The 23,468-nt window shown below is 37.1% G+C and carries 8 protein-coding genes; 6 read left to right on the top strand and 2 right to left on the bottom strand.

Annotated features, from left to right (window positions below):
- Positions 1 to 4: 4 nt before the first annotated feature.
- From BC781_RS04780 to BC781_RS04765, 4 genes are all read left to right on the top strand, one after another.
- Positions 5 to 1,585, top strand: a complete 1,581-nt coding sequence (locus BC781_RS04780) for a RagB/SusD family nutrient uptake outer membrane protein (protein ID WP_109616081.1) — start codon at positions 5 to 7, stop codon at positions 1,583 to 1,585.
- Between the two features lie 32 nt (positions 1,586 to 1,617).
- Positions 1,618 to 3,342: an IPT/TIG domain-containing protein gene (locus tag BC781_RS04775; protein WP_109616080.1), complete on the top strand. Its 1,725-nt coding sequence runs from the start codon at positions 1,618 to 1,620 to the stop codon at positions 3,340 to 3,342.
- Between the two features lie 67 nt (positions 3,343 to 3,409).
- A complete protein-coding gene (locus tag BC781_RS04770; RefSeq protein WP_109616079.1) occupies positions 3,410 to 5,464 on the top strand; it encodes a glycosyl hydrolase in 2,055 nt (684 codons plus the stop codon).
- A gap of 77 nt (positions 5,465 to 5,541) precedes the next feature.
- A complete protein-coding gene (locus tag BC781_RS04765) occupies positions 5,542 to 6,720 on the top strand; it encodes a glycoside hydrolase family 26 protein (protein WP_109616078.1) in 1,179 nt (392 codons plus the stop codon).
- Positions 6,721 to 6,848: 128 nt separating this feature from the next.
- Here BC781_RS04765 and BC781_RS04760 read toward each other — a convergent pair whose 3' ends face one another.
- Together BC781_RS04760 and BC781_RS04755 are read right to left on the bottom strand one after the other, a co-directional pair.
- The gene (locus BC781_RS04760) at positions 6,849 to 16,979 is read right to left on the bottom strand and encodes an InlB B-repeat-containing protein (protein ID WP_109616077.1); all 10,131 of its coding nucleotides are present in this window, start codon (positions 16,977 to 16,979) and stop codon (positions 6,849 to 6,851) included.
- Between the two features lie 287 nt (positions 16,980 to 17,266).
- On the bottom strand, positions 17,267 to 19,069 hold the full coding sequence (locus tag BC781_RS04755) for an arylsulfatase (RefSeq protein ID WP_109616076.1): 1,803 nt from the start codon (positions 19,067 to 19,069) through the stop codon (positions 17,267 to 17,269).
- A gap of 775 nt (positions 19,070 to 19,844) precedes the next feature.
- Here BC781_RS04755 and BC781_RS04750 point away from each other — a divergent pair.
- Together BC781_RS04750 and BC781_RS04740 are read left to right on the top strand one after the other, a co-directional pair.
- Positions 19,845 to 21,734: a sodium:solute symporter family protein gene (locus BC781_RS04750; protein WP_245935578.1), complete on the top strand. Its 1,890-nt coding sequence runs from the start codon at positions 19,845 to 19,847 to the stop codon at positions 21,732 to 21,734.
- 465 nt (positions 21,735 to 22,199) lie between these two features.
- Positions 22,200 to 23,390 (top strand): glycoside hydrolase family 130 protein, encoded by a 1,191-nt coding sequence (locus BC781_RS04740; protein ID WP_109616074.1) that lies wholly within the window; start codon positions 22,200 to 22,202, stop codon positions 23,388 to 23,390.
- Positions 23,391 to 23,468 lie beyond the last annotated feature (78 nt).

Below are 23,468 nucleotides of genomic sequence, written 5' to 3'. Positions count from 1 at the left end.
TGATATGAAAACTGTAAAAATATTTCCACTGCTATTACTGATGTTCTCAGTGATTGGATGCTCTGACTTCTTGGAGCAAGAATCACCTAACATCAATGCAGATAACTTCTATAATGATGTTGATAATGCAAAACTTGCGGTTACCGCAGTTTATGATGTATTGACATACGAAGAAGACCAACTAGGTGGACACGTTCTTGATTTTATGTGGGGAGATATGTTGGCTTGGGATTCTGAAAAAGGGAGTGATCCTTCAGATCAAGGGCAGCTCAACAACATGAGAGAATGGAGAGCGTTAGCTACAAATAGAAATATCACAGGGCTATGGACGAAAAGCTACAAAGGTATTTACAGAGCTAATGAAGTAATTACTAAGCTTGAAGCCTTAACATACCCTGATAGAGAAGAAGACAAATTACGTCAACAATATATCGGAGAGGCAAAGTTCTTAAGAGCATATTACTATGTTTCTTTGGTAAGATTATATGGTGGTGTGCCATTGATCACAAAGCCTTTGGTTCCATCTGAGTTTGGAGCTTTGGATAGAGCAAGTTTTGCTGAAGTCTTTGCTCAAATTGAGACCGACCTTTTAGATGCAGTTGCATTACTTCCAAATAGATATGCAGCAGAAGATACAGGAAGAGCTACAAAAGGTGCTGCTAGAGCTTATTTGGCAAGAGCATATATGTTCCAGTTAGGAACGCACAACGAAAACCAAGTGACGTGGAATGATGTGTACGAACAAACATCTGCAATTGTAGCCTCTGGTGTGTATAACTTAGTTCCAAACTACGCAACAATGTTCGAGTTTGAAGGAGAAAACAGTTCAGAATCTGTATTTGAAGTACAATGTGTAGTAGGTACAGAAGGTTATAGTTCTGACCGTAAGACGGGAACTTTGAATACGGAATTCCAAGGAAACAGAGAAGCAGGTATCGGATGGGGATTCAATAAGCCGACTCAAGCATTGTATGATATTTTTGAAGATGGTGATCCAAGAAGAGCTTGTACAATCATAGCCAACAACGATATCATTTACGGTACGGCCCAAGTAGTAGATGCTGGTTACTACAACAGAAAAGTACATATGGAGCCTGAGTTCGACAAGATTGCGGGTAAAAGTAGCGGCTGGAATATTCGTCAGTGTCGTTATGCAGACGTGATGTTAATGCACGCAGAAGCTGCTTATCATATGGGGCAAGAAGGTGTAGCGCGTGATATGGTTAATCAAATTAGAGCTAGAGCTAGAGTGTCAACTTTATCAAAAGGAAGCATCGAAGGTTCAATGGATTATGCTGATGCTGGTGCACAAGATAAACTTGCAGCTATTTCTTCTACAGGAACACAATTGTTGGAAGATATCTTAATGGAAAGAAAATACGAGCTTTCTATGGAGTCTGTATCTTACTATGACCTTGTTCGTACTGGGAAATACTATGATGTACTTCCAACAGAAGTTAGAGCAAATGCTGAAGCTAAAAGTATGCAAGGTAACGTAAACAACTTGCCATTACTTCCAATTCCAGACAACGAAGTTCGTGCTTGGAACCTTGAGCAAAACCAAGGATACGGAGGTAGCAACTAATTTTTTGATCTTTTAAGCTAAAATTGAAAGCAATGAAACAAATGATAAATAAAGGGATTTTGAAGGCAGTTGTACTGTCTTCTGCCCTAGCTTTTAGTGCTTGTCAGGAAGAAGAAGCTCAACAATATGATATTGAATGGCCTATTCCTGTGATTACTTCAGTTTCTCCAGAGACTGTAAACATTGGAGGCGATATCACAATTATGGGTGAAGTATTACAACATACGGATCGTGTATATATTGGTAATACGCCAATTGCGGAAGCAGATATAAACATTGTTTCTGAAACCGAAATGGTGATCAAAGCACCGCGTAAATTTGAGCCTGCTGCGGTCAGACTTGAAAACAAGTATGAAAGAGTTGCAAGTTTGGATTCGGTAGAAGTAACACCAATTTATCCAGATATTTTGGTACTTGAATTCCCTTCAGAGCTTAATGCTGGTGGTAACTTTACAATCACAGGGGAAAATATGGACTTAGTAACGGCTGTAAAAGTTGGAGATGAGACCGTAAATGTAGATGGTAAAAGTATGGATGCACTTACAGTAGTAGGGAGCAACTATTCTTACCTAGCAGGAGATGAAGTGATGATTGAATGTATTTCTGATTATACAGATATCATTGGAGGAACTTCTGAATTGATTTCTGTAGTGATGCCTTCAGAATTCCCTGAGCTGATGCCTCCTGTATTGGTATTTGACTTTGAAGATGGTGTGAATCCATTTAGCGATGGTGGCGGAGGTGCTACTTCAGCGATCAACGGCAATGACCTAGCAAAAGGAATGGGTGAAAACTATATGTCAGTGATGCACTCAAATGTAGAGAGTTGGAAGTGGTTAGGTGGTGCTTTAGCGAATAACGGAGGTGCTGGTTTTGACCTTTCAGAATTTGGTCAACCACATTTAACTTTCTTGGCAAATACAAATGGAAATAGTGGTTATGTATTCTTCGAGATCTGGCAAAATGAAACGAAATGGGGACTTCACCTCAATCCTGCCAACTCTGACTATGATTATAGTGTGACTACTGAAGGATGGCAATGGATTTCGATTGACCTAAATAATGCGACTCTTGAAAATTGGGGTGGAGATGCTTCTAAATTTGATCCTTCAGCACCGTTCGATTGGATTCAAGTAGATTACTCTGGTGGTAATGTATCAGGTAATTTCGAGATTCACATAGATCAAGTGATGTTCACGAATGGAGCGCAAGGACAACGTACAACATTGTTCAACTTCGATGATGGAAATACAGGAGTCTTCAATAACTTCGGAGGAGCTTCAGTCTCTACAAATGGAGGCGGACTGACAAAAGCACAAGGAGATAGCTACCTTTCAGTAACCAAAGCTGGAGCTGATGCTTGGGCTGGTTTAGGTGAAATGATTGCCAACAACGACGGTGCTGGCTATAGCTTCGCTGATTATGAAAGAGTATTCTTGTCATTCATGGTCAACACAAATGGTAAAACAGGTTACTTCGACTTTGAAATGCTTCAAGGAAGCGAAAAATTAGGAATGCACTTCCCAGGTTACTCATTCGGAACAGGCTATGAAATCGGTGACGATGGATGGGAAAGAGTAAATATTGATCTTACTGAGTTTGTATTCGAAGATTGGGATGGAAACGGTGAAGGTAAAGCCTTCGATCCAGCTGCTTTGGTAGACCAAATCAAGTTTACATTCAAAAGAGGAAATGGTGATGCGGATTACGAAGTTCACGTTGATGATATCGTGATTTCAGATAGTCCTATCTACTAAATCATTGCAAAATGGAAAAGCCTGCTCCGAGCAAAAGGAGCAGGCATATTTTTAAGTCTAAGGGATCATGAAACATATATTTTTAACTACCATTTTTGTATGTATTGCTTTTGGAGGAAAGCTCTTTGCACAAGAAATTATCACACTAGATAATTTTGAGAGTGAAGAAGTACAAGAGCATTGGAAAGTAGAAGGAACAACATTTAGTCTTTCTCAAGCAGACGGGAAATTAAATATTGTATACAACCGTACTGGGGCAGGGGCTGAATGGGATCAATTTCATATGAACCTTGATCCAGCAGTGGAAGTGAATAGTTTTAATCTTTTCTTCAAGTTTCAGTCCGATGTATCTTTAAAGCTATCCATCAAGCCTGTTTTTACGGATGAGACCAATGAATGGAAAGATATTTCAATTGCACCTTCGGAAGAACTGATAGATTATTCTTGGCAAGTACCGAATTTGGAAACAAAGCAATTGAAAGCCATTTACTTCTATTTTGATGGTGGAAGTGCCGCAGCAAAATCGGGAAATGCGATGATGGATGATTTTGAGATGGAAGTGTTCTTAAATACAACAGCTTTGGAAAATGCCATAGATGCTGCAGATCAACTTCTTAATTATGTATTGGTTGGAGAAGGAGAAGGTCAAGTTGATGCAGTTTCTTCATTGGAATTTGCAGAAGCTATTGATGCCGCAGAAGTACTTCTTTCCAATGTAGAAAGCAATGATGAGGTTAGAGATGCTGTTCGTAGTTTGAACATTGCGAATATTGCTTTCGAAAACAAAATCATCAAGTCTGAGGCGGTGACCGCTTTCCAAAGAACAGCTACAGCAAAGAGTAGAGAAACGGCAAATTTGTTTTTCAACTTACAAGAATTGACGGGTAAAAATGTATTGTTCGGACAACAAGATCCTTTAGGGTATGGCGTAGGTTGGTCAGGGAATAATGACCGATCGGATGTGGAAGACGTTTGTGGTGACTTACCTGCTTTTGCTTCTTGGGCAATCAAAGAAGTTGCACAAGGAAATGCAGGAGATGATTTGGCGTACAGAATCAAATCAATTTATAGACAAGGTGGAGTGAACGCCTTAGAGTGGCATATGGATAATCCATTCGGTGGAGATTTCTATTGGAGTAATCGAGATACAGATACGAATGTCGTAGTCGGTATCTCTCCTAATGGAGAAAAGCACGAAGCGTATAAAGTGATGCTAGACCGTATCATTTTCTTCCTTAAAAATTTGAAAGGTGATCAAGGTGAAAGTATTCCTGTGATTTTCCGTCCATTCCATGAGCAAAATGGCAATTGGTTTTGGTGGGGATCAGCAGCTTGTACAGATGCTGAGTACAAAACATTGGTACAGTTTACAATCAATTACTTCAAAGAAAATGGTGTAAATAACGTGATGTGGGCTTATTCTCCTGACCGCTTTAATACCTTAGGAGATTACTTAGCAAGGTATGCTGGAGATGAATATTTTGATATTCTTGGTCTGGATAACTATTGGGAGATGAAAGATGTACAAGGGCTTCCTAAAGTAGTCAATCAGTTAGAAATTATAGCTGAGTTAGCTCAATCCAAAAAGAAATTGACTGCCTTTACGGAAACGGGTCTTGAAGCCATCACTTACTCTAAGTGGTTCTCAGAATATTTGATGTATGTGTTGACAAACAGTGAACTGACAAGAAAGACCATTTATGCTGCTGTTTGGAGAAATGCACATGCCGAACATCATTATGCGCCTTATCCAGGGCATGCAAGTGCTTCTGATTTTCTGAAATTTCACCAAGATGAGCATACGCTCTTTATGGATGATCTTCCGGCACTCTATACCTACGAAGGACTAGAAGATAATACGCCTCTAGATGCAGACCCGTTATTGGCAATGCAATTAAAGGCTTATCCAAATCCATCTCGAGGACATTTTACCTTAGAACATCCTACTGAAAAAATAACAGAGGTATTCATTTATAACCTTGATGGGAAATTGATCAAACAGCTTACAGTCAATGGACATGAAAAGCAGATTGATCTGACTAAAGCAATGGATGGACTTTACATAGTCACTGCGAGGCTAGCAAACAATGAAATGATGTTTACCCGACTTCTAGTTCTTTGAAAAGAAGGGAAGAGGGATTGATGTTGTGTGGAAACCTTCTGTACTTTCGAGTCAGAAGGTCTTAAAAAGTAACTATCATGAAAAAGATAAATAAATATTTGGGTTTTCTGACGATTATCATTGGACTAGGTTTGAGTTCATGTCAAGAATCTGAAGCACCAAAAATACAAGATCTTCCAGCGGATAATTCTGCTGAACAATCAACAATTAATCTTTATCATAAACTGAAAAGATTAGCACCTAATTATACCTTGTTCGGACATCAAGATAACTTGGCTTACGGTATTGGTTGGGCTTATGAAGAAGGAAAGTCTGATGTAAAAGAAGTAGTAGGAGATTATCCAGCCTTGTATGGTTGGGATGCAGGAGGAATTGGCGGAGAGAAAAATCTGGATGGAGTTCCTTTTAAGGAAATGCAACGATGGATGAAAGAGGTTCACCAAAGAGGGGGAGTGAATACACTCAGTTGGCACGTATATTCTCCCGTAGACAGTTTAAGTTCTTGGGAAACGGATAAGATGGTTGTGAGTCATATTTTGCCAGGAGGAAAGAATCATGAAGGATATTTGACTCGATTGGATGATCTTGCTTCTTTTTTCAAAGGTTTAAAACTTGAAAATGGCGAGCATGTACCTGTTATTTTCAGACCATTCCATGAAAATAACGGTAATTGGTTTTGGTGGGGAGAAAAACATTGTAGCACAGAGGGCTATAAAATGATATTCCGTTTTACGGTAGATTACTTCAGGAGTAAAGGCGTACACAATCTTCTTTATGCTTATTCTCCTGATCGTATTTTTGAAACTAAAGACAAGTACCTTGAGCGTTATCCGGGAGATGATTATGTTGATATTCTTGGCCTAGATGACTACTGGGATTTCAAAGAACAAGGTGGAGGAATCAATGAAGTAATTAAAAAACTAGAGATCATTTCAGTGATTGCGCAAGAGAAAGGGAAACTATGTGCATTTACGGAGACAGGTTTAGAGCTAGTATCCGATAATAAATGGTTTACTGAAAAGCTTTATAAAATAATTAATACCAATAACCTTACTAAAAACATAGCTTATGTGATGGTATGGAGAAATGGAAGACCTGATCATTATTATGTGCCTTATAAGGGGCATGAGGCAGAAGCAGATTTCAAAGCTTTTTACGACAAAGGAGATATCTTATTTGAAACGGATTTAAAGACGATAAGTGAAAATGGTATTGTGTTAAAAGCTTTACAAACAGCTTCAGTTACCAAGAATTAAAAAGTGGCATTAATCGGTATAAAATTTTTTGAAAGCAACCTTTACTTTAGAGGTTGCTTTTTTATGGATAAAAAATAACCCCTAACTGTTTTGCAGTTAGGGGTAGATTTTTGGATTATTCTTTCGAATTATTCCTTCACGATGCGTTGCATCTTATAACCTTCTACTTGAATTAGATAAACACCAGTACTTAATGCACTTAAGTCTATCGTTTCTGAAGAGCTGTTAGAAATAGTTGATAGAACTTCAATACCTGTTAGGTTGAAGATCTTAATACTTCTATTAGGAGCTATATCAGAAATTGTAATTGTAGTCGAAGTTGGAACTGGATACACATTTATTTCTTCTGATAGATCATCAGCTGAAGTAATTTTAGTGTAAAGTACTTCCATCTCAATATCGCTTGTGATATTGGTATATGTATTTGATGTAAAGCTACCGTAGTTAAATCCATTCATGAAAACACTTGTTACAACATAGCCTTCATCTGGTGTGATCGTATAAGTAACATCACTACCATGAGTTAAACTATCATTGTCAAAAGTAATTGTTCCATACTCATTTTCTACAATATCAATGTTATAGCTATTAATCTCAAAATTAGCCGTAAAGGTATAATTACCTTTCACCTGTAAAGTGAAAGACTCCTCTTTCGTAATATTTTGACCATCTAGCTCCCATCCTTTGAAATGATATCCATAGTTAGGGTAGGCATCAATCGTAATGACTTGATCATCTAAGAAATAACCTTCTCCTTCTACAGAACCCCACTCAGAATTATTTGCTTTCACAAACACCTTATTGAACATGATATTCAACATAGGTCTAGCATTCGAGTCAAAGTTGTTTTTTGTAGCTATAGCCCATGTAGCTTCGAAGTCCCATCCTGCGAAGTTGTTGCTGTCAGAGAATTGAGCAGTAGTTAATCCAAATGAATCATCGCTACCCGAAGAACTAAGTACGCCACTTGTTTCTTTATCCCAGTAAGAGTTTTCAACACTATAATATGAGCTACCTGCGATTCCTCCTATATTGTTAGAACCACTAACTTGACCAATTGAATAAGAGTAGTTGATGTATGAATTCCATGCAGCACGTCCTACTAAGCCACCAGCATAGTTATTTGCTGAAGTTGACACATTAGCAATAGCAAATGATAAGTTAGAATAGTATAAATAACCAACCATTCCTCCTACGTAATCACCATCTAAAGAATTAGCGTGTCCCGTTACATAGTTATGAGAAATTGTAGCTTGATCAGCATATCCAATTAGTGTTCCTACATAAGATTTTCCTAATACATAAGCATTAGTTAAGCCTACATTTTTAATAGTAGCATAGCTAATTCTACCAAATAGACCTACATACTTCTCATTCATATAATTGATTTCAAGGTTACTAATTACGAAGCCTTGTCCATTAAATGAGCCAGTAAAGGAATTGTTTTGATTACCAATAGGCTTTAAACCTTGACTTTGATTCCATGTCTGAGTTGCTGTAGCATCGATATCGTTGATTAGGATATAGTGCCTGTTCCAAAGACTAGATACATTTGAGAGATACTCTAAGTGATCAAGAGTAGAAATTTGATAAGGATCATGAATAGAACCATCACCACCAGCAAAACTAAATGCATTTTCAAATTGAGCAATATACTCTGTCTCATCCCCATTGTTGAACGTGAATGTATATGGATTATCTGAAGAAATACTATCTCCATCAACAGTTTCCCAATGAGAGAATACATAACCATTAACTGCTAAGGCTTCAAATGTAACTTCATCTCCATTATTTACACCTCCATGCCCAGATATTGTTTCACTTGCTTCAGAAGGAGTAGAATAGATTGAAATATAGTCATCATACAATTGCCATTGTAAGTAAGGTCTCGGGTTTTCATCAAACTCATTTAGTGTTGTAATTTCCCAGATACCTCCAAAGTCGAAACCTGATAACATAAATTCTTGACTGAAATTAATTGTAGATAAGCCAAAAATGAATGATAAACTTCCCGAAGATGAAGATTGACCAGTAGTTTGAGTATCCCAGTATACGATCTCAACTTTACTTGAAGAAGATGCATAACCTATAGCACCACCTGTATTGCTTTGACCTGATACATTTCCGGATGCGTAAAGTGTATTGGCTTCGCTTTCATCTTCCAAAGAACCTATTACACCTCCAACATTTTGAATACCGCTAACTTCAGCTAAGCTAAATGAATTCAGTAAATTGCCTCTGTATACATAACCAGAAAGACCTCCAATATTTACATTTCCTTCAATATTACCAGAAACGAAACAAGATTCTATAGTTCCATCTAAATCTCCTGCAAGACCACCTACTTGATTAGCTCCTTTTATTGAAGCGTCTTTCAAGCCTAGTTGTTTGATCGTTCCATATACATTTCCGAACAGTCCAACAAAATCTTGGTCTCTGTTGATGTATAGATTACTTATGATATGTGAGTTACCATCAAATCTTCCATAGAAACTGTGATTATTGTCGCCAATAGGGCTAAATCCTTTGCCTTCGTTCCAGTTAGATGTTTCACTTGCATCGATATCTGAGATTAATACGAAATTTCTATCCCAAAGTGATCTTACATTACTCAAAAACTCTAATTGAGCTAGAGTTTCAATTTGGTAAGGATTAGAATATGAACCATCACCATCTACAAATTCATAATCTTCTTTGAATTGAGCTGTGATTTCTAGAGGACTTTCTTCAGTGAAAGTGAATGTATAAGGATTCACTGTACTAAGCGTATCTCCAGCTTCGCTTATCCAAGCTTCAAAAGCATATCCATTTTTAGGATTGACACTAAGTGTAACTTCTTGATCGTAGTTTGCACTTATAATTTCTACAAACTCAGTACTTGCATATGTAGGTTGTTCACTAACTGATATTTGAGCATCAAAATACATCCATTGAAGATAAGGACGTGGGTTTGAATCAATATCAGTATTCGTTTCCATTAACCAAGTGCCATGGAAGTCCCAATTAGCAAAGTTTTCTTGCTCAGCAAATTGAGATGTAGTTAAACCAAAACTATCATCTACTCCAGGAGAAGTTGAAAGCCCTGTAGTTTCTTTATCCCAATATGAATTCTGAATATATTCATCTGTGTAATGATAGCCAGCTATTCCACCAGTACTATAACTTCCTGAAACAGCACCCAATGCATAAGAATTGATAACATTCGAATTATAATCTATACTACCTACAATGCCTCCTACAGAACTACTAGCTGTGACATCACAGTTGCTAAATGAGTTTGATATATCAGAATAATAAATACGTCCAACTATACCTCCGACATACTCTCCACCGTTTACTATACCTGTTGCAAAAGAATGGGAAACAGTACTTTGATATAAATATCCTGCTATAGCACCAACTCTATCATCACCAGTAATATTGGCATTTAAAAGTCCTACATTTTTAATGGTTGTTTTTATGTTACCAGATGTAGTCCTACCGAAAAGTCCAACATAGTTTTCTAATGGTCTATTGATATATAGGTTTGATATTACATTTCCAGCACCATTGAATGTACCATTGAACTGAGATGAATTATTTCCGATTGGTCTGAATCCTTTACCATCATTCCAGCTAGATGTTTCAGAAGCATCAATATCAGCTATCAGGACAAAATGTCTGTTCCATATAGCGGAAATAGTACTTAAGTAGTTTAGTTGTTCAAGAGTTGCAATCTGATACGGATCATTACTTGAACCATCTCCACCTTCAAACTCTACATTTACGTCAAAACGTGCATAGTATGTTGTTGGACTGTCTTCAGTAAAAGTGAATGTGTAAGGATTGTCATAACTCAAAGTATCACCTTCAGCATTAAGCCATGCTTCAAAAATGTAGCCTTGTACAGGGGTCACCTCTAAAGTGATTTCATCATCATAATTTAATCCACCAGAACCAGAAACAATTTCAGCAGCATCATGGAACTCTAATGCAATTTCAGTTTGCGTATCATAGTACATCCACTGTAAGTAAGGTCTCGTATTAGAATCAATTTCAGAGTCATCTTGCAAGACCCAAGTATTGTCAAAGTCCCAATTGGTAAAGCTTTCTTGATTCTCGAATTGCGAAGTTGTTAAACCAAAACTATCATCACTACCAGCAGAACTAGTTTGTAGAGTTGTTTCTTTATCCCAGTAAATATCATTTATAGAACCAGAATAAACATGACCTATAGCTCCACCAACATATTCATTTCCATTTATAGCCCCTATTGAATATGATTTACTGATATTTGAAGACCTGTTATAACCAATTAGCCCTCCCACATATTCGTTTCCAGTTACGGATGCTGTAGAGAATGTAGAGGTGATATGACTACCTGAATTACTTGTGTAACCTACGATTCCACCCACGTAGTTTTGACCATTTACAGAACCTGTAGAATAACTGTTTAAAATATCTGAATAGTAGACATAACCAGCAATAGCACCAACATAATTACCTCCAACAATATTGACATTTCGAAGTGAAATAAATCTGATGTCATTATAGTTTCTTACATGACCAAATAATCCTATATAGTCTTCATTAGGTCGATTAATTGTAAGATTGTAAATCTTAAATTCATCACCATTGAACCTACCACTAAAATATTTATCATTGTTACCTATTGGTCTAAATCCTTTTCCATCATTCCAGTTTACAGTAGCAGAGGCATCAATATCAGCCACTAGTATGAAGTTTTTATCCCAAAGTGATGAAATATTACTTAAATACTCTAACTGTAAAAGTGTTTCAATTTGATAAGGATCACTTGAAGAACCGTCACCCCCAGCAAATTCATATGTTTCATCAAAAAGAAGGTAATACACAAGGTTACTTTCATTTGTAAATGTAAATGTGTAAGAAGGTGTTGTACTTAAGGTATCTCCTTCTGCATCTACCCAAGCTCCAAATTGATAACCGTTGACCGGAGTTACATCTAATGTGATTTCATCTTGATAGTTATAGAAGTCTGCCCCTGAGATTGTAGCTATTGCTTCTTCTATACTAGTTGATATTTCAATTTTTCCATCATAGTACATATACTTGAAATAAGGTCTAGTTGAAGAGTCTATACTTTCATCTAATTTCATTATCCAAGTATTTTCAAAATCCCAGTCAGTAAAATTATTCTGATCAGCGAAATCAACTGTCGCTAAACCAAAACTATCATCACTACCAGCAGAACTAGTTTGTAGAGTTGTTTCTTTGTCCCAATAAGAATTAATGATGTAATTGGAGTACGGTGCATAAGCAGTTAATCCACCTGTATAGTTATTACCAATTACTGAACCCATAGCATAAGAGTTCTCTATACTTGAGCTATAATATATGTATCCAGCAAGACCTCCAACGTAGTCATTAGCAATAATGTCACAAGATGAGAAGGAATATTTAATGTCTGCATAATAATTATATCCAACAAGTCCCCCAGAGTATTTATTTGCTCTAATAGATCCTGTTGAATAGGAATTCATTACAATCGCATCATCGAGATAGCCTACTAACGCCCCAACATAGTTGTATCCAACGATATTAGCATTAGTTAGTGCTACATTGCTAATAGTGGTAGAACTATAGTTCGTTGATCCGAATAAACCAATGTAACTTTCGAGAGGTCTGTTTATGTGTAAGCTATCAATTTTGAAACCGTTACCATTAAACGACCCTATAAAATCTACCTCATTGTTACCGATAGGACTAAATCCTTTCCCATTGTTAGAAGTAACAGTTTCTGCAGCATTTATATCAGCTGTAAGAATAAAGTGCTTATCCCATAATGATCTTACATTACTAAGGTATGTAAGATGAAGCATACGGTTTATTTGATAAGGATCTTCAACTGTTCCATCACCCCCAGCAAAACCAAAACTTTCTGAAAAGTGAGCAGTATATGTTAATGAACTATCTTGTGCAAACTCGAATATAAATGGGTTAGATGTACTAACGGTATCTCCTTGATCATTAGTCCACAATTCAAACCAGAAACCCGACTTAGCTGGAGCCGCTAACCAAACTTCTTCGCCATAGTCATGATACCCTTTACCACTGAAGTATCTAGCAGCGTATGATGGTGAAGCTTTAACGTCAATTAAACGATCATACAAAGTGGCCATCAGATAAGGTCTTGGAACGTCTTCAAAAGATGATTCGGTAAGAATACCCCAAACACCATTGAAATTCCAATCTGTAAAATTAGCTACGCTAGAGAATTGAAGCGTAGATAAACCACTACTATTATCACTGCCTGATGAGCTAGTTAAGCCTGTCGTTTCAGTATCCCAGAAGGATGAGTTTATCGTAGATGATGATTGGTATCCAATAAGTCCTCCATTATCATAATTTCCATTAACAGCTCCAATGGCATAAGAATATGAAAGTCTAGAGTCGTAGAAAGAACCTACAATACCACCAAGATCTGAGTCTCCTGTAATGCTCACATTCGAGTGTACATTTTCAATGGATGTATAAGAAGTAGATCTACCAACTAGCCCCCCTAAGTTGTCGTCTCCATTTATAGTACCTTTAGCAAATAGAGTAGATAAGTCAGTGTTAGATATATAACCCGCAATTCCACCAACATAATCTCTACCAGTATAATTAAAATCAGTAAAGGTTAAGTTTTCGATACGTGCATTTGTAGAGTAGCCAAATAGACCAATATAATCTTCATTAGGTCTATTAATGTAAAGTCCGCTAATTGTATAACCAAAACCATTAAAGCTACCTGTAAAATTATTTTGATTTTGACCTATTGGTTTGAAACCTTTGCCATTATTCCAGCTAGTTGTTTCAGATGCGTCAATATCAGAAATGAGAACGAAATGTTTACTCCAAAGTGTAGGAACATTACTGATGTATTCAAGTTGAAGTAAATTCTCAACCCTGTAAGGATTATCTACAGTACCATCTCCTCCAGCAAATTCATAATTTTCTATGAAATGGGCGGTATATTGAATAGAACTATCAGCTGTGAAAAGGAATGTTAATGGACTGGTATTAGAAAGACTATCACCATTAGAGTTTGTCCATTTCCATAATTCATATCCATTTATTGCCGAAGCCTCTAATGTGAGTTCTGAATCTACAATGATACCTCCATGTCCGCTAAAACTAGCTATTGCATTAGTCGGGTCTGCGTCAATAGATATGAAATAGTCATAAATAAATGATTGAAGATAAGGTCTAGGGTTTGTATCGATGTCTGATTGTGTACCAATTTCCCAATTACCTTGAAAATCCCAGTTTGTGAAGTTTGAAGCATCTGCAAATTCTAAAGTAGTTAGCCCAAAGCTATCAAGACTACCAGAAGAAGTAGTCAAACCTGTTGTTTCAATATCCCAATATGAATTATTTACAATACCAGCTGAGTTTTTGGTACCAACTATACCCCCAGTAGAACTACTACCTGTAATACTTCCTGTGGCATAAGTATTCTCTACATAACCACTAGATAGGTGGCCAACCAATCCTCCGGCTCTGCTTTCAGCAATAATATCTGCAGATGAGAAGGAGTGTTCAACAAATGCAGAGTTATCGTATGTATATTGATATCCAAGAAGTCCTCCGACAAATTCATTACCGCTTACAGTTCCTGTTGAATAAGCGTGACTGACGCTGCTATTCCAGTTGTAGCCAATTAAAGCTCCAGTATAATTAGACCCTAATATATTAACATCTACAAGTCCAATATTTTGAAAACTAGCATTTAAAACATAGCCAAATAGACCTGAGTATTCTTCATTTTGACGATTTATAGTAAGACCTGATATCGTATGATTGTTACCGTCGAAGTCACCGTAAAATGGTTGATTACTACTACCTATAGGTCTATAACCTTTACCGTTATTCCAAGTAGCAGTTTCAGATGCATCAATGTCAGTAGTTAGTATAAAACTATCTCTCCAAAGAGATGAAACGTTACTGAGGTATTCCAACTGTTCTAGGTTGGCTATTTGATAAGGGTCATTTGAACTACCATCACCACCAGCAAATTCATAATTTTCTATGAAATGAGCTGTATATTGAGTAGAACTATCAGCCGTAAATACAAACGTAAATGAATTTTCATTTGAAATACTATCACCTTCAGAGTTCGTCCATTTTAAGAATTCATATCCATTTTTAGCAGTTGTAGTTAGAGTTATTTCACTATCAACAACTACTCCACCGTATCCTTCAAGGTTTGCAGTCGCTTCAGATGGACTAGCATCTAACGATATAAAATATTCATAGATGAAAGCTTGAAGGTATGGTCTAGGATTTGAGTCAATATCAGAAAGTGTTGTAACTTCCCATATTCCATTGAAATCCCAATTTGTAAAATTAGATATATCAGAGAATTGCGTAGTAGTCAAACCAAAACTGTCATCACTACCTGAAGAAGAAGTTAAGCCAGAAGTTTCCTTATCCCAATAAGAGTCGGTAATATTTCCTGAGATATAATACCCTACTAAACCTCCAATAGAACTGTTACCTGTAACGCTACCAGTGGAATATGAATTTTTAATGCTACTGTTGTGCATATAGCCTGTTAGTCCTCCGCCATAATTTGATGACAATGTAATGTCTGCAAATGAGATCGAGTTTTCAATAGATGAGGAACTTATACGACCTACAATACCCCCAGAATAATTGATTCCATTTATTTGACCTGTGGAATAGGTAGATTTTACTTCTGAATTATAAGCGTATCCTACTATTGCTCCGACATTATTATTTCCTTGAATATTAATATCTGTAAGGCCTAAATTATATACTTTAGCATTAGATAAATATCCGAAAAGTCCGATGTATTCTTCCGTCGGGCGGTTAATCGTGAGGTTTGAAATCACATGATTATTTCCATTAAAATCTCCATTGAAAGCATAGGTTGAGTAAGAAGTTCCAGTTGAACTATATTCTCTATCGTATCCAAGTGGCTCAAATCCTTTGCCCTCATTCCATGAACTTGTTTCAGTAGCATCTATATCATTTATTAAAATGAAGGACTTATGGAATAAGCTACGAACATAACTCAAATATGATAATTGCTCTAGTGTTTCAATTTGATAAGGATCACTTGAACTACCATCACCACCAGCAAATTCAAAGCTATACTCAAATACAGCTGTATATTTTGATGTAGAATCCGCTGAATAAGTGAATGTATAAGGGTTCTCTGTTGAGATATTAACACCTTCTGCATTTTCCCAGTGGCTAAATGTAAAGCCTGGATGTGCAGTAGTTTCTAGAGTGATTTCATCTCCATAGTTGTAGTAATCTGTTTCAGTAAGAGATTTATCAGCCTCAACAGGTGATGCAAAAACTTCAATGTAATCATCAAAAAGCATCCACTTGAGATAAGGTCTTGGATTGCTATCTATATCTGTTTGTGTAGTGATTGTCCAAACGTTTTCAAAATCCCAACTTGAGAAATTATCAACAGTAGCAAAATCAGATGTAGCTAAGCCGGAAGATGCACTTAGGTAGGCATCTGTAACTTGCCCTGTAGTTTCAGAGTCCCAGTATGTGTTATATGCATATGCTGGGTTTGCAACACCATAAATGCCACCAACATTTGAAATTCCTGCAATAGGTCCAAAAGCATATGAACTGTATATCCTAGAATATGAAATTCCTTCACCAATGATACCACCTACTTTATCATTTCCACTTATAGAAGCAGATGTAAAGGAATCGTAAACATAGCTATAATCATTAGCATATCCCATGATACCTCCGACGTAATCAGTTCCAGTCAAAGTACCTGAAGTGTAACAATATTTCACATCAGAATCATATGAATAGCCTATGATACCACCTATTATTCGAGCACCTGTTATATTAGCATCTACGATACCTAAATTGGTAATCAGGGCATTCAACGCATAACCAATAAAGGACGCTTGGTCTTCATCTGGTCGATTAATGTATAGGTTGGAAATTGTATGACGATTACCATTAAAGTTTCCTTGAAACTTATCTGGTAATACCCCAATAGGGCTAAAACCAAGCCCGTCATTCCATGTGCTAGTTTCTGAAGCATCGATGTCTGCCATTAGAATATAATTTTTATTCCAACGTTCAGCATTAGTCATTCCATCGCTTCCTCCCTCAGAGAGCCATCTGAGATGATCTAGATTTTCAATTTGGAAAGGATCGGAACTGTTTCCATTCCCCTTTGTAGGCCTAGTTTGAGCCCATAAAGATTGAGTGAAACCTAGAAGAATAAAAAAAAGGTAAAACTTCCTCATTGTAAAAAAAGTCTAATTATACAGTTTGTTTTTTAAGCAGTAAAAATTAGTTAAATATTTAGCATTCAAAATTATGAGGTATTGGACGATCTTTCGATATTATAGTGTTAAAAGAATATGTCAAGTCTTTAAAGTACAATACATACTTAGATAAGTTATAGATGCTAACTATTTAATATTTACAATTAGACTATTTGATGTTGTGATTTATTTGTTAATCAATAAAAAAGGATAGCTTTTTTGCTATCCTTATATGAGAATGTTAATACTTTATGATTAGAATTGGTTTATATTTTAACTAGGTTGCCAACCTGTTTACTCATTGTTATATTCTTGAGTTCTCCAACCTCAGTTTTGCCTATTTTTGTAGCAGAAAGTGAAATCGTATGTTTCCCTTTAGGCAATTGAATTTTACCTAAAGAAAGTTTTCCCCAAGTTTGTTCATAGGCTTCTTGCTCTCTTGAAGCCCTATCAGGACTATCAATTTGGGTAGGTATAAATGCTTCCGAAATAGTTGTACGAAGTTCTTGTCCATTTGCTTTTACCATTAGTCCTGATCCAATCTGATCTTCTGAACAGCTATAATTTAAAAAGATTTCAAAACTACTATCTTCTATTACGTCAATATCCCACTCAATCCGATCTGTGGTATTTTTCCAATTGATTACCCAATCATGAGCCCAACCGTGAACGCTATGTTTGTACTTTAAGTCTCCAACTAATCTTGCTTCATGTGCTTGAAGCTGAACAACAGGAGCTTGATTGTAACCCACTGGAATTAAGAAAGGGTCAAACCCATTTTTGGTAACATCATCAAACCAATTCAAGTAAGCTAATTCTAATTGCTTTCCTTTTTCATTCAGAGAGTCTATTAAGTTGGATTGTTCGCTAGGGTCATGTTTAATATTGTAAAGCGACTTTTTTCCATGTTCAATCACCCATTTGTAAGGGGCTTGAATAGCTGTTCCTTTATAGTCTGATACAACATCTTGATTTGTCATGATGTCAAAGAGAATTCTATCACTTTCTTTATTTTTTTCTCCCATAATACTTTTTGATAAACTGATACCGTCTAGTTTTAAGTACTGTGGTTTTTCAATTTTACATAGATCAAGAAGCGTTGGAAGAATGTCGATATGTGCTGAAAATTGCATGATTTTCTGTGATTGTATTTGGTTTTGCCACTTTATAGCGAACGGAACCCTTACACCACCTTCAAGTACATCTGTTTTTCTACCTCTAAAAGCGCCATTATAACGGTATTGCTGAGGGCCATTATCCGTAAGGAAAATCACGATTGTATTTTCATCCAAGTCTAAATCTTCCATTTTCTGAAGCATTCGCCCGATATTTTCATCCATGTTATCAATCATTCCATAGACGGCCGCAATTTGTTTATTTCCCTCTTCTCCTTTTCCAAAGTCAATATCTTTATACTTATCAAAATATTTATCAGCTACTTGGAAAGGCGTATGTGGTGTATTGTAAGGTACAAAGCAGAGGAACGGTTTTTCTTTATTTTCTTCCATAAATACCATTGCTTTATCAGTCAAAACATCTGTAATATATCCTTTTGTAGGCGTCATTTCTTGATTGTGCTGAAGCTCTGTGTCGAAGTAATTTGACCAATGCCCAGCACAGAAGCCCCAAAATTCATCGAAACCTTGTCCGTTAGGGTCTTGTGGGTAATGCGCACCATTATGCCACTTCCCGAAAAGTCCCGTTTTATAACCTTCATCTTTAAAAATTTCAGCCATCGTAACTTCTTCAGTTCGCATGTTTTCAGTCCCACGCGTCACCCAAGAAGTTCCCGTACGCAAATTGTAACGTCCTGTCAATAATGACGCACGACTTGGTGCACAAACAGGGTTGACATAAAAATTGGAAAGAACGGTACTTTGCTCAAAAAGTCCATCTAAGTTTGGGGTCTGTAAATGCTGATTCCCATTGAAGGATAAATCTCCCCAACCTTGATCGTCTGTCAGAATAAGTAATACATTAGGTTTTTGCTCCTCTACTGTATCTATCGAACAAGCTCCAAGTTGACTTGCGAGAAATAATGCTGAAGCTGTTTTTAAAAATCTATTCATTGTGCTATCAATTTTGATCAAAAAATGATGACGATTTCACCTTTTTACTTTTACAGCAATTTCATTTTTATGTACCAAATGTGAGGGGGAGAGAGGTCTCAAAGAGAAGGGGAAATTGTATAAAGTAATAGATTTGATTATAGATATATAAGATGCTTTATTTTTCTCTTACGTTTGGGTCAAGCCAAAAGTAACAAAAGGCCATGGCTAAGATGCTTCACCTAAATTCTATTCCATTCTCGCTAAAAAGTCTAAACTCGCTACGCTCAAATATAGACTTTGATTAACGCTTTCATTTCATAGAATTTTTAAGTACTTGGACAAAAGAAAACGAGTGTAACTATCCTTAGAGTTTGCGAAGCTATCTAAGGTTTGATTGATGAGAGTAAGAGTCTTCAGACTCAATTTTATGTATATTTTTCGAGTCTGAAGACTTTCTCTTTCATTTATGAGTTCTTAGAGCAACTCTAAGAACAGTAAAGTTTTATCCCGAAAACATTTGTCCTAGTACTTAACGGTTCCACATCTAATGCCAATTTAAACACTACAATATCATCGAATAGAGAAATCTATAGTTCTAGTCATATTTCAGAAATACAAATACCGAAAGCTATCCCCCTCTATGTTATCAGAATGGATGATTTTTCGTCTTAATTGAAAGATTACCCCCCTCAATTCGCATCACTGTTTCTTCAATTTTGTGCTATGCAAAAACGCAATGCAGTGTGAAGACTGTTAGAACAACACAATTTTTTATACAGTAGGAACAGTAAGTATGATGCAACTAGAAATTTTAGATTTATCGATCATAGGGCTTTATCTACTCTCGACCATTTTGGTGGGGCTGTGGTTAAAAAAGCAAGCCTCAAAAAATATGGAATCCTATTTCCTTGGAGGGAACACGCTTCCTTGGTATATGCTCGGGCTTTCGAATGCCTCAGGAATGTTTGACATTTCGGGAACGATGTGGATGGTGTATTTAGCCTTTATATATGGATTGAAGAGTGTTTGGGTTCCTTGGTTATGGCCTGTTTTCAATCAGATTTTCTTAATGATTTACCTTTCTATTTGGCTAAGAAAATCGAATGTACTTACAGGAGCTGAATGGATTCGTATCCGATTTGGAGATGGGACTTCAGGGAAAATGTCGCATATGATTGTGGTCGTTTTTGCCCTTTTGAGTGTACTAGGTTTCTTGAGCTATGGCTTTATCGGGATCGGTAAATTTATGGAAATCTTCTTGCCATGGGAATTTGTTGGACAATACGTTCCATTTGATATTCCTCTGCAATATGTTCCACACTTCTACGGAATTGTGTTTACAACAATCGCAACTTTCTATGTCGTAATGGGGGGGATGCTCAGTATCGTTTGGACTGATGTAATTCAGTTTGCGATCATGACCGTTTCAGCTTTGGTAATTGCAGGAATTGCGATGGCAAAAGTTTCACCAGAGACATTAGCTCTAATGACGCCAGAAGGTTGGACAAATCCGTTCTTCGCTTGGGAATTGAATATGGATTGGGGAAATCTGATTCCAGCCGTAAATGAAAGAATTTCAGAAGATGGTTTCTCTATGTTTGGTATCTTCTTCATGATGATGCTCTTCAAAGGCTTCTTCGCATCTATGGCAGGGCCAGCACCAAACTTCGATATGCAGAAAATTCTTTCGACCAAAACACCGAAAGAAGCAGCAAAGATGTCGGGTTTTGTATCCCTTGTTTTGCTTTTCCCAAGATACTTGATGATTACTGGTTTTGCGGTATTGGCAATCGTCTTCTTTAGCGATGAAATCAATGAAGCGGGTATCGCTTTTGACTTTGAGAATATCCTTCCGATGGCCATCAACGAGTTTGTGCCTACAGGATTAAAAGGACTACTGTTGGCAGGATTGTTAGCCGCGTTCATGTCCACTTTTGCTTCTACAGTAAATGCCGCACCTGCCTATTTAGTAAATGACATCTATTTAAGATATATCAACCCGAAAGCAGGTAGAAAGAGCCAAATGACGGCAAGTTATATCATCTCTGCTTTGGTAGTGGTTGTCAGTACCATCATTGGTTTTTATGTGAAAAATATCAACTCCGTATTGCAGTGGATTGTATCAGCATTGTACGGAGGGTATATCGCAGCCAACATCTTGAAATGGTACTGGTGGAGATTTAATGGTCATGGATTCTTCTGGGGTATGGCTACAGGTATTGCCGCTTCTATGGTCTTCCCAATGCTCTTCCCAGATATACTAGAGCTTTACTACTTCCCACTCATGTTTGCAGTATCTATGGCGGGTAGTATCATTGGTTCTCTTGTAACCGAACCAACAGACGAAGAAACTTTGAAAGCCTTCTATATCAAAGTTCGTCCTTGGGGATTCTGGAAACCTATCCACGATAAAGTAGTGGCAGAAAATCCACAGATCAGAAAGAATAAAGATTTCAAACGTGATATGGTCAATGTAATCGTCGGGATTGTATGGCAAAGTACGCTTACCATCATGCCGATTTACATCGTGATCAAAGAACAAACATCCTTCTTCGTAACAGCAGCTATTTGCGCAATCACAGTACTCATCTTAAAGAAAAACTGGTGGGACAACCTAGAAAATGCAGTTAATCCAGATGGAGAGACTGTAGTAAAAGAGGAAGAGAAAGCAGAGGTAATCTAGGCTTAAGTAGTAGGACATATGAAAACGAGTTTACTTTTCGTTCTTAGTAATTCATGCATAGTGGGTATTGTCTTTCTTACTCTGATTGTAGTGTTCATTTCTTTTCTTGATAAAAGAAACGAACCAAAGAAAATCAAGCCACATAAAAAACGGTCACCCCACGAGTCTTCGCTTCTCCGCTTTTGTGGCAAGCTTCCCGCTAATACGCCTAAGAGGGCTGTTTGTCCCATCGCGTGGAGTTTGGGCTGATTTGCGGGGAGGATGATTGAATGGGACTTGACTTTTTTTGCTTCGTTTTTTGTGTCAAGACAAAAAATGAAGACTGCGATCAAATCAATAAAAGATTGTTTCCACTGTGAAAAATCAATTTGAATGAAAATCGAAATTACCTGAATTCATATATCCACCTACTTACACTGTAAAGTAAAATCAATCAGACAAAAAACATTCAAAATATAGATTGTAATGGAAAAGACATTCAAAAATAAAGTAGTTCGTTTATTCGAAGAGCAAGAGAGTTTATTACGAAAAGCAAATGCTCCAAAAGCAAAAAGCAATGGTGTATTTGAGAAATATGTAAATCCTGTACTTACAAGAGCGCATACGCCACTGACTTGGAGATATGACTTCAATGAGAAAGATAATCCGATGCTTATGGAGCGTATCGGGATGAATGCTACTTTCAATGCAGGTGCTATCAAGTTTGATGGAAAATATGTAGTGGTTGTTCGTGTAGAAGGCGTTGACCGTAAGTCATTCTTTGCCGTAGCGGAAAGCCCTAACGGAATTGATAATTTCCGTTTTTGGGATCGACCAATCACTTTACCACAAACAGATCAGCCAGATACCAACGTATATGATATGCGTTTGACCAAACATGAAGACGGTTGGATTTATGGATTATTCTGTACGGAAAGAAAAGACCCAAATGCACCAAAAGGAGATACTTCTTCGGCAGTAGCACAATGCGGTATTGCACGTACAAAAGACTTGGTGAATTGGGAGCGTCTTTCTGATTTGGTGACCTATTCGGGGCAGCAAAGAAATGTGGTTTTGCATCCTGAATTTGTAAATGGAAAATATGCGCTTTATACACGTCCGCAAGACGGATTTATTGATACAGGTTCTGGAGGAGGAATCGGTTGGGGCTTCACAGACTCTATGGAAAACGCAGAAGTGAAAGAAGAAACAATCATTCACAACAAAACTTATCACACGATTTATGAAGTGAAAAACGGACAAGGACCAACACCAATCAAAACCTCAAAAGGTTGGTTGCATTTGGCGCATGGTGTAAGAAACACTGCCGCAGGTCTTCGTTACACACTTTATATGTTTATGACTGACTTAGCCGATCCATCGAAAATGATTGCCTTACCAGGTGGTCACTTCATCGCTCCTTACGAAGAAGAAAGAGTAGGAGATGTTTCTAACGTTGCTTTTGCTAATGGTTGGATTGCAGATGAAGATGGATCAGTAAAAATATATTATGCTTCATCGGATACCCGATTGCATGTAGCCACGTCCACAATCGACAAGTTAGTAGATTACTGTTTAAACACTCCTGAAGATAAGCTCACTTCAGCCGATTCTGTAGATACCATCAATGCAATGGTAGATAAGAATGAAGAGGCGTTGAAAGCTTTGGGTTTATAGGGTAGAGACAAGGCATGTCTTGTCTCTATATTCAAAATTCTAATTTATTCCTCATCAAAAAACGGCTTTATGTCTGTT

The sequence above is a fragment of the Sediminitomix flava genome, from assembly GCF_003149185.1.
Taxonomy (GTDB): domain Bacteria; phylum Bacteroidota; class Bacteroidia; order Cytophagales; family Flammeovirgaceae; genus Sediminitomix; species Sediminitomix flava.
The sequence above is the reverse complement of the archived record's forward strand: the minus strand, read 5'-3'. Positions and strand labels throughout refer to the sequence as shown.

Coding starts and splice junctions, on each gene's coding strand:
- BC781_RS04780 (WP_109616081.1), top strand. CDS start 5: ATGAAAACTGTAAAAATATTTCCACTGCTATTACTGATGTTCTCAGTG.
- BC781_RS04775 (WP_109616080.1), top strand. CDS start 1,618: ATGAAACAAATGATAAATAAAGGGATTTTGAAGGCAGTTGTACTGTCT.
- BC781_RS04770 (WP_109616079.1), top strand. CDS start 3,410: ATGAAACATATATTTTTAACTACCATTTTTGTATGTATTGCTTTTGGA.
- BC781_RS04765 (WP_109616078.1), top strand. CDS start 5,542: ATGAAAAAGATAAATAAATATTTGGGTTTTCTGACGATTATCATTGGA.
- BC781_RS04760 (WP_109616077.1), bottom strand. CDS start 16,979: ATGAGGAAGTTTTACCTTTTTTTTATTCTTCTAGGTTTCACTCAATCT.
- BC781_RS04755 (WP_109616076.1), bottom strand. CDS start 19,069: ATGAATAGATTTTTAAAAACAGCTTCAGCATTATTTCTCGCAAGTCAA.
- BC781_RS04750 (WP_245935578.1), top strand. CDS start 19,845: ATGATGCAACTAGAAATTTTAGATTTATCGATCATAGGGCTTTATCTA.
- BC781_RS04740 (WP_109616074.1), top strand. CDS start 22,200: ATGGAAAAGACATTCAAAAATAAAGTAGTTCGTTTATTCGAAGAGCAA.